The following is a 12,455-nucleotide window of genomic DNA, read 5'->3' on the forward strand; positions in this document are numbered from 1 at the left end:
AGACCCCCATGTTTGCGCAAGCCCTTTCCAGCCGGCTGGACCGGCGCGGCATCCACTATGCGTGGATCGTTGCCTCCATCACCTTCTGCGTGATGCTGACCACTTCCGCCGCGCTCGGCCTGCCCGGCGCGTTCCTGAAACCGCTGACGCAGGAGATGGGCTGGAACACCGATCAGATCTCGTCGATCCTCGCCTTCCGCTTCGCGCTGTTCGGCCTGATGGCGCCGTTCTCGGCCATCCTGATGGAACGCTTCGGCGTGAAGAATGTGGTCTGTGCAGCGCTCGCGCTGATCGCGGGCGGCATGGCGCTGGCCACGGTGGCCACGGAGTTGTGGCAGTTGTTCGTCGCCTGGGGGCTGATGCTCGGCATCGGCTCCGGCATGACCGCGCTGGTGCTGGCCGCCGTGGTGGCCAATCGCTGGTTCACCGCGCGGCGCGGGCTGGTGATCGGCATCCTCACGGCGAGTTCGGCCACCGGCCAGCTTGCGTTCCTGCCGGTTGCGGCATGGCTGATCGAGCATATGGGATGGCGCACGGCGGTGGTTCCGGTGCTCGTGGCCTGCGCCGCGCTGGCACTGCTCGTCTTCGCGCTGATGCGCAACCGGCCCGGCGATGTCGGCCTGCCCGCGTTCGGCGAACTGCCCGGCACGGCGCCGGCGTCGTCCGGCCCGCCCATGCCGCTAACGCTGCGCGGCCCCTTCGTCGTGCTGCGCGACGCCGCGCGCACGCAGACCTTCTGGCTGCTGGCCGGCACGTTCTTTATCTGCGGATTGTCCACCAACGGCCTGATCCAGACCCACTTCATCGCCCTGTGCGCGGACTTCGGCATGACGGCGGTACCGGCGGCCTCGGCGCTGGCGATGATGGGCGCATTCGACTTCGTCGGCACGATCCTGTCTGGCTGGCTTTCGGACCGGTACGACAGCCGCAAGCTGCTGTTCTGGTACTACGCGCTGCGCGGCCTCTCGCTGTTCTGGCTGCCGCATTCGGAGTTCACGCTCTACGGCCTGTCCATCTTCGCGATGTTCTACGGCCTGGACTGGATTGCCACGGTGCCGCCGACGGTGAAGCTGGCTGCCACCACGTTTGGCCGCGAGCGTGCGCCGATGGTGTTCGGCTGGATCTTCGCCGCCCACCAGATCGGCGCGGCCACGGCGGCGTTCGGCGCAGGGCTCTCGCGCACGCTGCTGCTGACCTATTCGCCCGCACTGTACGTGGCGGGCGGGGCCTGCCTGGTGGCTGCGTTGATGGCGCTCGCGGTGCGCCGCAAGGCGCCGGCCGCTACCCCGCCTCAGGCGGCGGCGCAGGCTTAACACCGGCCTCGCCAGGTTCGCCAGCCTGGGCAGGCGGCGGTGCGACGGCCACGAAGGCGTCGATCAGCGCCGCCGCCGGGGCGCGCTTGAGCGCCGACTGCCGCACCAGCACGCCGATCTCGCGGAACAGCGGCGGGCCGGGCATCGGCACTTCCTCGATGTTCGGCGTCTGCCGCAACGGCACCAGATCGGCGGGGATGATCGCGCAGCCGAGTCCCTCGCCCACCATCTGCAGGATCACGGCCGGCTCGTCCAGCTCCATGCCTTCGCGCACCCACAGCCGGTGCCGCTTGAGGTAGCGGTCCACCAGCTGCCCGCCCGTGGAATGCCGGTTGTAGCGGATGAACGGCACGGTGGCGAGCAGCGTCTTCAGGTCCGCCGGGCCGCCCACCGGCGCAATCGCCACAAAGCGCTCGTGCAGCAGCGGCACCCATTTCAGTTCAGGCGGAATCCCCAGACGGGGCTTCACCAGCACGGCGATGTCCAGCTCGCGCGCATCGACCTGGGTCAGCAGCTGCGTGGACATGCCGGGCACGATGTTGACGTGGGTGTCCGGATAGGCGACGCGGAAGCGCTGCATCGCCTTGGGCAGCAGCGTCGACTGCACCGTGGAGACCGCGCCCAGATCCAGCGGCGCCGTGTCCGGCCGCGCCTGTGCGCTGCCCTTCATCGACTCATAGAGCGCCACGAAGCGCGTGGCGTCCGGCAGCAGTTGCCGGCCCTCCTCGCTCAGCGCGACGGACTTGCCCGAGCGGTCGAACAGCGCGTAGCCGAGATCCTCCTCCAGCCGGCGGATCTGCGTGCTCACCGCCGACTGCGTCAGGCCGAGCCGCGCGCCGGCGGCGGAAAACGACGCCGTCTCGGCGGCCATCAGGAAGGTGCGGAAGTAGCGGATCACGGGCGTCGCAGCGTAGGCAGTCGCATATCGAAATCTCTGATACTCAGACCAGAAATCATTCGTTTCATATTACGAGTTCTGCTGATTACAATCAACGACAGATCAAAACATCCCTGCCCACGAAAGGATTGCCATGAGCACGATGCCCCTGTTCCACCTTGCCTTCCCCGTGCACGACCTTGCCGCCGCGCGCCAGTTCTACGGCGACCTGCTGGGCTGCCCGGAAGGCCGCAGCTCCGACGCCTGGGTCGATTTCGACTTCTACGGCCATCAAGTGGTGGCGCATCTCTCGCCGGACGAATGCGGCCATCGCGGCACCAGTGCGGTCGATGGCGACGATGTGCCGGTACGCCATTTCGGCGCCATCCTGCCGATGGAGACGTGGGAAGCGCTGGCCGACAAGCTGCGCGCCGCCAACACCAAGTTCGTGATCGAGCCGCATGTGCGCTTCAAGGGCCAGGTGGGCGAGCAGGCCACCATGTTCTTCCTGGACCCGTCGGGCAACGCGCTCGAGTTCAAGGCATTCGGCGACCTGAGCCAGGTGTTCGCCAAGTAATCGCCAAGTCGTCCCCATCAAACCCAGACCCACAAGAGAAGAGCGAGACATGACCGAATTCGTTATCCAGCCGGCCCCGCAGGCCAGCGTGGCCGTGGCCGGCAGCCAGGCCCGCTTCCCGATCCGTCGCGTGTTCTGCGTCGGCCGCAACTACGCCGCGCACGCCCGCGAGATGGGCAAGGATCCGGACCGCGAACCGCCGTTCTTCTTCACCAAGCCGGCTGATGCCGTGGTGGCGGCCGGAGGCACCGTGGCCTATCCGCCGCTGACGGAGAATCTGCACCATGAGATCGAACTCGTGGTGGCCATCGGCAAGGGTGGCGCCAACGTCACCCCGGCGCAGGCACTGGATCTGGTGTGGGGCTATGCGGTCGGCGTCGACCTCACCCGCCGCGACCTGCAGGACGTGGCCAAGAAGATGAGCCGCCCCTGGGACTGGTCGAAGGCGTTCGACGCTTCCGGCCCCTGCGGCCCGCTGCATCCGGTGTCGAAGGTCGGCCATCCGGCCAAGGGCGCGATCTGGCTCAAGGTCAACGGCGAGGCCCGCCAGCAGGGCGACCTCGACGAACTGATCTGGCCCGTGGCCGATGTGATCGCCTATATCTCGGAGAGCATGACGCTGGCCCCGGGTGACGTGATCTTCACCGGCACGCCCGCCGGCGTGGGCGCGCTGAACCCGGGCGACGTGGTCACGGGTGGCGTAGACGGCCTCGGCGAGATCGCTTTCACGATCGGCAAGCGCTGATCCGAGGGTTCGCAAGGTCGCCAGACGGCGCCGATCCACACGGGGATCGGCGCCGTTTTTCTTTATCAATCATCGATTTACGATGTAGACATGCGCGGCACACCAGACACCCCTCTGCCCCACAATCGAAATTTCTTTAAAAAGTCCTTGCCTATCTATCTAGTAGTAGATAATATTTGGCTCATGGACGGCGCTGCACCACCCGGCAAACAGAAACAAGCCCCGCGATGCAGTCCAAGTCCACGCAGTACATGTAGTTGGTTGGTACCGGAAGACGGTCTTTTTTTTAGCCCTGACCCTCTACCTACCAGTAGATAGCAGCAGCAAGGACCGTTACAACGCAGCAAGACATCGGCCCCGCGATCCACCTCTAACCGAGATCGCCCGGTCAAACCAAAGACAAGGAGCAACACCATGAACGCCAAGACCATCCTCTCCGCCGCCGCCCTCGCCGCCGCTTTCGTGACGGGCGCCGCCCAAGCCGCTCCCGGTAACAGCACCGGCGAAGTCTACGGTTACAGCTATCGCGTCAACGACCAGCGCAGCCCCTTCACCGATGGCGCCCGTGCCAGCGGCGTGAACGAACCCCGCAACCCGTTTGTCGACGGTGCCCGCGTGAATGACCAACGCAGCCCGTTCAGCGACGGCGCCCGCGTCGGCAAGACCGACCCGTACACCGATGGTGCCCGCACCGTTGCCGGCCTGGACACCCAGGGCGTCTCGGCCAGCCCGGCCCGCACGGTGGATGCCTTCACCGACGGCGCCCGTGCCGGCAAGTTCGACCCGTACACGGACGGCGCCCGCATCGTGGCTGGCCTGGACCGCACCGGTGTGTCGAGCGAACCGTCGCGCACCTTCGACGTGTACACCGACGGCGCGCTGGCCTGAGCCTAGTGCAGCGCCGCGCGCCCGGTAATCGCCTGGTAGCGAAACCGGGCGCACGGCCTAGATCGAACAAGGAGTTTCATCATGAGTTTGCGTGACAGCGCCCTGATCCTGGGCGGATGGGTAGTGCTCTGCATTGCCAGCGGATCACTGCTTTCTCTCGTCGCGCAGTCGCTGTCGGTCTGATCTGATCCGATCTGATCGGCGGCGGCATGAACCGGAGGGTCTCCCATAAGGGAGACAGTCGCCATGAAAACGCAACCCGTACGCGAGCAATTGCTGGAACACGCGTCAGTGCTGATTCGGCGCCGGGGCTACAACGGTTTTAGCTACCGCGATCTGGCGGAGCTGGTTGGCGTCAAGACGTCTAGCATCCATTACTACTTTCCGTCGAAGGACGACCTGGTACTGGAGGTGGTGCGGTGCTACCGCGAGACCGCCACGGCGCGGATCGGGGCCATCGACACCACGCTGCCGCTGGCCGAGCAGGCCCAGCGCTATATCGAGCCGCTGCGTGGCGGCTCGGACAACGGGCAGGTCTGTCTGGTCGGCATGCTGTCCGCCGAGGTGATGATGCTGCCGCCGGCCATCGGCGCGCTGCTGCAGGATCACTTCCGCATGCACGAGGCGTGGATTGCCGAGCTGCTGCGCCGCGCCGAAGCCGAGCGTGGCCAGCCCTACCCGCTGCCGCCGTCGGCCTTCGCCAAGGTGTTGTATGGCGCGATCCAGAACGGGATGATCACGGCGCGGATGTCGGGGTCGAGTGACCGCCTGGACGCGGCGGCGGATATGCTGCTTGGCGCCGTGGCGCACCCGGTACCGGTATCGGCAAAGGCCGAAGAGGCCGTGGCGGTGTAAGGTCCAACCTCCGGCATCAGGCGCGTGGCGCCCGTCGCTTTGCGGCGGGCGCCTTTGTCGTTTTGGCGGGGGCTTTCTTGGCCGCGACCTTCTTTGCCGGCACCTTCTTCGCCGGCACCTCCCCCAGATCCAGTTCGATCCATGTCGGCGCGTGATCGCTCGCGCGCGCTTCGCCCCGCACCCATTTGTCCACACCGGCATCGACCATGCGCGGCGCCAGTTCGGCATTCAGCAACAGATGGTCGATGCGCAGCCCCGAGTTGGTCTGCCAGTGCTGGCGGAAGTAATCCCAGAAGGTGTAGATGCGCTCGTCCGGGTAGCGCGTGCGCAGGGCGTCCGTCCAGCCTTGCGCCAACAGGCGGCGGTAGCACTCCCGGCTCTCAGGCTGCAGCAGCGCGTCCTTGAGCCACGAGCGCGGGTTGTAGATGTCTTCGTCGGTCGGCACCACGTTGAAGTCGCCGGCCAGCACCACCGGGTGGCCGCTGTCATACAAACCCTGTGCGTGACGGATCAGGCGCTCGAACCACGCCAGCTTGTAGTCGAACTTCGGTCCCGGCTGCGGGTTGCCGTTCGGCAGGTAGAGGCAGGCCACCAGCACGCCGTTGATGGCGGCTTCCAGGTAGCGGCTGTGGGTGTCGGCCTCGTCGCCGGGCAGGCCGCGGCGCGCCTCGATCGGGTCCGTGCCACGGGCGAGGATGGCCACGCCGTTCCAGGACTTCTGCCCGTGCCAGATGGCGCCGTAGCCGGCGGCGCGGATCTCGTCGATCGGAAACGCCGTGTCGATGGTCTTCAGTTCCTGGAGACAGGCCACGTCGGGCGCCTCGCGCGCCAGCCAGTCCAGCAGCGCCGGCAGGCGGGTGCGAATGCCGTTGATATTGAAGGTGGCGATCTTGAAGCGGGACATCGGCTCTCCTGTGCGAAGTGGCAACGCCATCGGCAAGTTTCAGCAGGTTTCGATAGCGTCGCGTGCTTTCCTTCCGGCGCAAAGACTGTATATTTATACAGTTCTTTCGTTGCCCTTGCCTGCTGCGCCTTGTCCGCCACATCCATCCCAGAATCGCGTGCTCTGCCCCGCTACACGGTTGCCGTGCGGGCGCTGTGCGAGTTCACAGCCAAGGCGGGTGACCTCGACCTGCGCTTCACGCCTTCGCCCACCGCGCAGGAAGGCGTGGCCGGCCACGGCGTGGTCACGGGCCGGCGCGGCGCGGGCTATGAGGCCGAGGTGTCCCTCTCCGGCACGTTCGAAGGGCTGCACGTGCGGGGCCGCGCCGATGGCTACGACCCCGCCGCCAATCGCCTCGAGGAAATCAAGACGGTGCGCGGCGAAGGGGTCGAGGTGCCCGCCAACCACCGGGCACTGCACTGGGCGCAGGCCAAGGTCTACGGCTGGCTGCTATGCCAGACGCGTGGGCTGGCCGAGATCGACATCGCCGTGGTCTATTTCGACATCCTGAGCCAGCGCGAACGCGTGGAGCAGGAGCGCCACGACGCCGCCACGCTGCGTGCCTTCTTCGAGGCCAGTTGCCGACGCTTCCTGCAATGGGCCGAGCGCGAGATCGCCCACCGTCAGGCACGCGATGCCGGGCTGGCGGCGCTGACCTTCCCGCATGGCGATTTCCGGCCCGGCCAGCGCGTGCTGGCGGAGTCGGTCTACAAGGCCAATGTGGCGGCGCGCACGCTGCTGGCGCAGGCGCCCACGGGCATCGGCAAGTCGATCGGCACGGTGTTTCCGGCGCTGAAGTCGATGCCAGGGCAGCGCCTCGACAAGCTGTTCTTCCTCTCCGCCCGCACCACGGGCCGCGCGGTGGCATTGCAGGCCGCCGCACAACTTCGGAGCGAGGGCGACCGGGGTTGCGACCCATTGCCCCTGCGCGTGCTGGAGCTGACCGCCCGCGACAAGGCGTGCGAACACCCCGATCTGGCCTGCCACGGCGAATCCTGCCCGCTCGCGCAGGGCTTCTACGACCGCCTGCCTGCCGCCCGCGAAGCCGCCGCCGCCGTGCCGCTGCTGGACCGGGACGCCGTGCGCGGGATCGCCCGCCAGCACAGCGTCTGCCCCTACTACCTCGCCCAGGAGATGATCCGCTGGAGCGATCTGGTCGTGGCGGACTACAACTACTACTTCGACCGCAGCGCCATGCTGTACGCGCTGACCGTGCTGAACGGCTGGCGCGCCAGCGTGCTGGTGGACGAGGCCCACAATCTGGTGGAGCGCGGTCGCGCCATGTACACGGCCACGCTCGACCCCGCGGCCTTCCGGGGCGCGCGGCTGGCTGCGCCCAAGGCGCTGTCGCGGCCGGTGAACCGCGTCCATCGGGCATGGCAGGCGCTGGCGCGGGCCGAATCGTCAACCCGCGCGAACTTCGAAACCCACTCGACTGCCCCCGGCACGCTGGTGGAGGCGCTGGCCCAGCTATGCGGCGCGATCCTCGAACATCTGAGCGCCCATCCCGGCCAGCACGACGCCACGCTGGAGCGCTTCTACTTCGACGCCCTGCACTTCCTGCGCCTGACCGAACAGCTACCCGACCACGGGGGCCAGCACTCGCTGTTCGAGATCACGCGCACGCCCGGCCCGCGCGGCGGCGTGCAGGCCCAGCTCTGCGTGCGCAACCTGCTGCCCGCGCCGTTCCTGCGTCCGCGCTTTGCCGGCGCGCATGCCACCACGCTGTTCTCGGCCACGCTCCAGCCGGCGGACTACTACACCGACATGCTCGGCCTGCCCGCCAGCGCGGTCTGGGTGGAGGTGCCCTCGCCCTTCCACGCGGACCAGCTCGACGTGCACATCGCCCGCCATATCTCCACGCGCTATACCCAGCGCCAGCGCTCGCTGCCGGCCATCGTGCAGTTGATGGCCGACCAGTACGCGCGGCGACCCGGTAACTACCTCGCCTTCTTCAGCAGCCACGACTACCTGCGTCAGGCTGCCGATCTGCTGGCCGCGCAGCATCCGGAGATTCCGATCTGGGCCCAGGCGCGCGGCATGGACGAGGCGGGGCAGGCCGCGTTCCTCGGCCAGTTCGCGCCGGGCGGGCGCGGCATCGGCTTCGCGGTGCTGGGCGGGGTGTTCTCGGAAGGCGTGGACCTGCCCGGCGACCGTCTGATCGGCGCCTTCGTGGCCACACTGGGGTTGCCGCAGGTTAATGATGTGAACGAGCAGTTGCGCGAGCGCATGGCAGCCGCGTTTGGCGACGGCTACGCCTATGCCTACCTGTATCCGGGGCTGCGCAAGGTGGTGCAGGCCGCCGGGCGGGTCATCCGCACGCGTGAGGATCGGGGCGTGGTGTGGCTGATCGACGACCGCTTCGGCCGGCCGGAAGTGCAGGCGTTGCTGCCGACGTGGTGGGAAATCGACACCCCGGCACGTAAATCTGTCGCGCCGATGGCAAAAACCGGTATTGGCACGCTGCACGCGGCGGCGCTGCCGCTGGCAGAATGACGGCAGCGCCTCTGGCGCGGTTCTCGCTTGCCCTTACTTGCCCCGAAAGGGGTAAGCCTCGACGGAGACCCAAGAATGAGCATGACCAAGGCCTTTGCCGCCACCGAGCCCACCCGCGCGGAGATCGACGCGCTGCCGGGTGCCACGCTGCTGGAGTTCGGCGCGCCGTGGTGCGGCTTCTGCATGCGCGCCCAGCCGCTGATCGAGGCCGCGTTCGGCAAGCATCCGTCCATCCGGCATATCAAGGTTGAAGACGGCAGCGGGCGCCCGCTCGGCCGCGCGTTCCGCGTGAAGCTGTGGCCGACGCTGGTGTTCCTGCGCGATGGCCAGGAAGTGGCCCGGCTGGTGCGCCCTGCCGACGCGCAGGCGATTGCCGAGGCGATGGCGCAGATCGACGGCGCGTCAGTGACGCACTGATCGCACCGATCAAGCCTCCAGCGGCATCGCGCTGGTGCATTTGATCTCGTCCAGGCAGACGCTGGACTTGACCCCGCTCACGCCGGGAATGCGCATCAGCGTGTCCAGCAGGAAGTCGGACAGCGACTTCAGGTCCTTGGCCACCACCTTCAGCACGTAGTCGATATCGCCGGTGACGGAGAAGCACTCCTGGATCTGGGCGAGCTCCGCCACCAGCCCCTTGAACTTCGACAGGTCGCGGATATGGCCGCGCTCCATCGTCACATGGATGAACGCGGTGACGCCAAAGCCCAGCGCGGTGCTGTCCAGCCGCGCCTCGTAGCGCTTGATGATGCCGTTCTCCTCCAGGCGCCGGTGACGCCGCAGCGTCTGCGCCGGAGACAGGCTGATCGCCTCCGCTAGCTCCAGATTGCTGGCCCGTCCGTTCTCCTGCAGCACCCCCAGCAAGCGGCGATCCGTGCGGTCTAGCTCGGTATTCTGCATTTCCGTTTCCTCAGAACGCGATTTCGCGAAATCTTATCTCATATTTCAGGGTTTCCCTGCGTCCCGAACGAAATCCTATTTACTGGCGCGGGTTATACACTCGATTCCAGTTCGGACGGCTTTGAAAGTCGCTGAAATACGATTGCCAGCCCCGTGCTGGACTCCCTTGCCCCCACTTCCTTGTAGAGCACACCATGGCCGATCTCTTTGAAAACCCGATGCAGCTGATGGGCTTCGAGTTCGTCGAATTCGCTTCGCCGACGCCGAACGTTCTGGAGCCCCTGTTCGAAAAGATGGGCTTCTCGCTGGTGGCCCGCCACCGCTCCAAGGATGTGCTGCTGTACCGCCAGGGCGACATCAATTTCGTCATCAACAACGAGCCACACAGCGAGGCCGCCTATTTCGCCGCCGAGCACGGCCCGAGCGCCTGCGGCATGGCCTTCCGCGTGAAGGACTCCCACAAGGCGTACAACCGCGCGCTGATGCTGGGCGCCCAGCCGATCGAGATCGCCACGGGCCCGATGGAGCTGCGCCTGCCCGCGATCAAGGGCATCGGCGGCGCACCGCTGTACCTGATCGACCGCTTCGAGGACGGCAAGTCGATCTATGACATCGACTTCGAATTCCTGGACGGTGTGGACCGCCGCCCGGTGGGCCATGGCTTGCGCCTGATCGATCACCTGACGCACAACGTCTACCGTGGCCGCATGGCTTACTGGGCGAACTTCTACGAACGCCTGTTCAACTTCCGCGAAATCCGCTACTTCGACATCCAGGGCGAGTACACCGGCCTGACCTCGAAGGCGATGACGGCGCCGGACGGCAAGATCCGCATTCCGCTGAACGAGGAGTCGTCCAAGGGCAGCGGCCAGATCGAGGAATTCCTGATGGCGTTCAATGGCGAGGGCATCCAGCACATCGCCTTCCTGACGGACAACCTGATCGAGGTCATCGACAACCTGCAACTGGCCGGCGTGGAGCTGATGACGGCGCCGAACGACTATTACTACGACGCGCTGGCCAACCGCCTGCCGGACCACGGCCAGCCGGTGGACCAGCTCAAGGCGCGCGGCATCCTGCTGGACGGCACCACCGAGGGCGGCAAGCCCCGCCTGCTGCTCCAGATCTTCTCGAAGGCCGCGCTGGGCCCGGTGTTCTTCGAATACATCCAGCGTGCCGGCGACGAAGGCTTCGGCGAAGGCAACTTCAAGGCGCTCTTCGAATCGCTCGAGCGCGACCAGATCGAGCGCGGCACGCTCAAGGTCTGACCCTCCCTCCGTTTCCCGTTTCACCTGTTTCACCTGGTCCGGCGTCCTCCCGGGACGCCTGACCCCTCCCCGCCGCCGGAGCTACCCGCGCCGGCGGCCTTTTCATAGCGTCCGACCTCCCGGGTCAAAAGAGACGTGATCGCCATTCCACCAGAGTGGCCAGATAGGTAGAGGACACAAACCCATGCACGCCCCCCAACAGGACGGCACGCTTCAGCGTGGCCTGAAGAATCGTCACATCCAGCTGATTGCCCTTGGTGGCGCCATCGGCACCGGGCTGTTCCTGGGCATCGCCCAGACCATCAAGATGGCCGGCCCGGCCGTGCTGCTCGGCTACGCGCTGGCCGGCATCGTCGCGTTTTTCATCATGCGCCAGCTTGGCGAGATGGTGGTGGACGAGCCCGTCGCCGGCTCCTTCAGCTACTTCGCCAATAAATACTGCGGCCACTTCGCCGGGTTCATGTCCGGCTGGAATTACTGGGTGCTCTACATCCTGGTGAGCATGGCCGAGCTGTCGGCCGTGGGCATCTACGTGCAGTACTGGTGGCCGGAGCTGCCCACGTGGATCTCCGCGCTGGCGTTCTTCGTGCTGATCAACGTAATCAACCTGTCGAGCGTGAAGTCGTTCGGCGAGATGGAATTCTGGTTCTCGATCATCAAGGTGGCGGCCATCGTCGGCATGATCGGCTTTGGCGGCTATCTGCTGATGTCCGGCGGCGCGGGCCCGGAGGCCTCCGTGGCCAACCTGTGGCAGCACGGCGGCTTCTTCCCGAACGGCCTGGGCGGCCTGGTGATGGCGATGGCCGTGATCATGTTCTCGTTCGGCGGCCTGGAACTGGTGGGCATTACCGCCGCCGAGGCGGACAACCCCGAGAAGAGCATCCCCAAGGCCACCAATCAGGTGATCTACCGCATCCTGATTTTCTACGTGGGCGCGCTGGCGGTGCTGCTGTCGCTCTACCCGTGGGAGAAGGTCGTCACCGGCGGCAGCCCGTTCGTGCTGATCTTCCACGCGCTGGATAGCGCGGCGGTGGCCCATGTGCTGAACCTGGTGGTGCTGACGGCGGCGCTGTCGGTCTATAACAGCGGCGTCTACTGCAACAGCCGCATGCTGCTGGGCCTGGCGCAGCAGGGCAACGCGCCGAAGGCGCTGATGAAGGTGAACCGCCGCGGCATTCCGCTGGCCGCGCTGGGCGTGTCCGCGCTGGCCACCGGCGCCTGCGTGCTGATCAACTACTTCATGCCGGGCGAAGCCTTCGAGCTGCTGATGGGCCTGGTGGTATCGGCCCTGATCATCAACTGGGCCATGATCAGCCTGATTCACCTGAAATTCCGCCGCGACAAGCGCCTGGCCGGCCAGACCACGCGCTTCCAGAGCCTGGGCTATCCGCTGACCAACTACCTGACCCTCGCCTTCCTCGCCGGCATCCTTTATGTGATGTATCTGACACCCGGCCTGCGGATCTCGGTCTACCTGATTCCGGTATGGCTTGGCGTACTTGGCGTAAGCTATCGCCTCCGGCAAAAGAACGCCGCCGCCGCGCTGCGCGCCCCGAGCGTGCAGGCGCAATGAGTCTCCGCCCCCTGAAACAC

General features: G+C 66.5%; 12 protein-coding genes. 9 read left to right on the top strand and 3 right to left on the bottom strand.

Features of this window, described 5'->3' with window-relative positions:
- Positions 1-8 precede the first annotated feature (8 nt).
- Positions 9-1,313, top strand: a complete 1,305-nt coding sequence (locus AC1EJR_RS05050; protein WP_477113052.1) for an MFS transporter — start codon at positions 9-11, stop codon at positions 1,311-1,313.
- Here AC1EJR_RS05050 and AC1EJR_RS05055 read toward each other — a convergent pair.
- Complete coding sequence (locus tag AC1EJR_RS05055; RefSeq protein WP_092294767.1) at positions 1,282-2,211, bottom strand: LysR family transcriptional regulator; 930 nt, start codon at positions 2,209-2,211, stop codon at positions 1,282-1,284. The genes AC1EJR_RS05050 and AC1EJR_RS05055 overlap by 32 nt on opposite strands.
- Positions 2,212-2,344: 133 nt before the next feature.
- On the opposite strand from AC1EJR_RS05055, the gene AC1EJR_RS05060 reads away from it, so the two are divergent.
- The 4 genes from AC1EJR_RS05060 (at position 2,345) to AC1EJR_RS05075 (ending at position 5,255) form a co-directional block, all read left to right on the top strand.
- Positions 2,345-2,767 (top strand): VOC family protein, encoded by a 423-nt coding sequence (locus AC1EJR_RS05060; RefSeq protein WP_092294765.1) that lies wholly within the window; start codon positions 2,345-2,347, stop codon positions 2,765-2,767.
- Between the two features lie 49 nt (positions 2,768-2,816).
- Positions 2,817-3,512 carry a fumarylacetoacetate hydrolase family protein gene (locus AC1EJR_RS05065; protein WP_477113053.1) on the top strand — a complete coding sequence of 232 codons (696 nt, stop codon included), beginning with the start codon at positions 2,817-2,819 and terminating at the stop codon, positions 3,510-3,512.
- Positions 3,513-3,926: 414 nt separating this feature from the next.
- On the top strand, positions 3,927-4,400 hold the full coding sequence (locus AC1EJR_RS05070) for a copper resistance protein CopQ (protein ID WP_441643713.1): 474 nt from the start codon (positions 3,927-3,929) through the stop codon (positions 4,398-4,400).
- Between the two features lie 246 nt (positions 4,401-4,646).
- On the top strand, positions 4,647-5,255 hold the full coding sequence (locus tag AC1EJR_RS05075; RefSeq protein ID WP_092294759.1) for a TetR/AcrR family transcriptional regulator: 609 nt from the start codon (positions 4,647-4,649) through the stop codon (positions 5,253-5,255).
- Positions 5,256-5,271: 16 nt separating this feature from the next.
- Here AC1EJR_RS05075 and xth read toward each other — a convergent pair whose 3' ends face one another.
- On the bottom strand, positions 5,272-6,159 hold the full coding sequence (gene xth / locus AC1EJR_RS05080) for an exodeoxyribonuclease III (protein ID WP_477113055.1): 888 nt from the start codon (positions 6,157-6,159) through the stop codon (positions 5,272-5,274).
- Between the two features lie 129 nt (positions 6,160-6,288).
- On the opposite strand from xth, the gene AC1EJR_RS05085 reads away from it, so the two are divergent.
- Positions 6,289-8,694, top strand: a complete 2,406-nt coding sequence (locus tag AC1EJR_RS05085; protein WP_477113056.1) for an ATP-dependent DNA helicase — start codon at positions 6,289-6,291, stop codon at positions 8,692-8,694.
- A 75-nt stretch (positions 8,695-8,769) separates the two neighbouring features.
- Positions 8,770-9,111, top strand: a complete 342-nt coding sequence (locus AC1EJR_RS05090) for a thioredoxin family protein (RefSeq protein WP_477113057.1) — start codon at positions 8,770-8,772, stop codon at positions 9,109-9,111.
- Positions 9,112-9,120: 9 nt separating this feature from the next.
- Here the strand turns inward: AC1EJR_RS05090 and AC1EJR_RS05095 are convergent, their stop codons facing one another.
- Positions 9,121-9,594: an Lrp/AsnC family transcriptional regulator gene (locus tag AC1EJR_RS05095; protein WP_092294753.1), complete on the bottom strand. Its 474-nt coding sequence runs from the start codon at positions 9,592-9,594 to the stop codon at positions 9,121-9,123.
- Positions 9,595-9,788: 194 nt separating this feature from the next.
- Between AC1EJR_RS05095 and hppD the strand changes: the two genes are divergently transcribed.
- Positions 9,789-10,862, top strand: coding sequence for a 4-hydroxyphenylpyruvate dioxygenase (gene hppD, locus AC1EJR_RS05100; RefSeq protein ID WP_092294752.1), 1,074 nt, complete (start codon positions 9,789-9,791; stop codon positions 10,860-10,862).
- A 184-nt stretch (positions 10,863-11,046) separates the two neighbouring features.
- Positions 11,047-12,435, top strand: a complete 1,389-nt coding sequence (locus tag AC1EJR_RS05105; protein WP_477113058.1) for an amino acid permease — start codon at positions 11,047-11,049, stop codon at positions 12,433-12,435.
- The last annotated feature ends 20 nt before the right edge of the window (positions 12,436-12,455 follow it).

The sequence above is a fragment of the Cupriavidus sp. 05T42 genome, from assembly GCF_056396345.1.

What these genes read in the sequence shown, in the direction of transcription:
- AC1EJR_RS05050 (WP_477113052.1), top strand. Translation starts at nt 9, where the DNA reads ATGTTTGCGCAAGCCCTTTCCAGCCGGCTGGACCGGCGCGGCATCCAC.
- AC1EJR_RS05060 (WP_092294765.1), top strand. Translation starts at nt 2,345, where the DNA reads ATGAGCACGATGCCCCTGTTCCACCTTGCCTTCCCCGTGCACGACCTT.
- AC1EJR_RS05065 (WP_477113053.1), top strand. Translation starts at nt 2,817, where the DNA reads ATGACCGAATTCGTTATCCAGCCGGCCCCGCAGGCCAGCGTGGCCGTG.
- AC1EJR_RS05070 (WP_441643713.1), top strand. Translation starts at nt 3,927, where the DNA reads ATGAACGCCAAGACCATCCTCTCCGCCGCCGCCCTCGCCGCCGCTTTC.
- AC1EJR_RS05075 (WP_092294759.1), top strand. Translation starts at nt 4,647, where the DNA reads ATGAAAACGCAACCCGTACGCGAGCAATTGCTGGAACACGCGTCAGTG.
- xth (WP_477113055.1), bottom strand. Translation starts at nt 6,159, where the DNA reads ATGTCCCGCTTCAAGATCGCCACCTTCAATATCAACGGCATTCGCACC.
- AC1EJR_RS05090 (WP_477113057.1), top strand. Translation starts at nt 8,770, where the DNA reads ATGAGCATGACCAAGGCCTTTGCCGCCACCGAGCCCACCCGCGCGGAG.
- AC1EJR_RS05095 (WP_092294753.1), bottom strand. Translation starts at nt 9,594, where the DNA reads ATGCAGAATACCGAGCTAGACCGCACGGATCGCCGCTTGCTGGGGGTG.
- hppD (WP_092294752.1), top strand. Translation starts at nt 9,789, where the DNA reads ATGGCCGATCTCTTTGAAAACCCGATGCAGCTGATGGGCTTCGAGTTC.
- AC1EJR_RS05105 (WP_477113058.1), top strand. Translation starts at nt 11,047, where the DNA reads ATGCACGCCCCCCAACAGGACGGCACGCTTCAGCGTGGCCTGAAGAAT.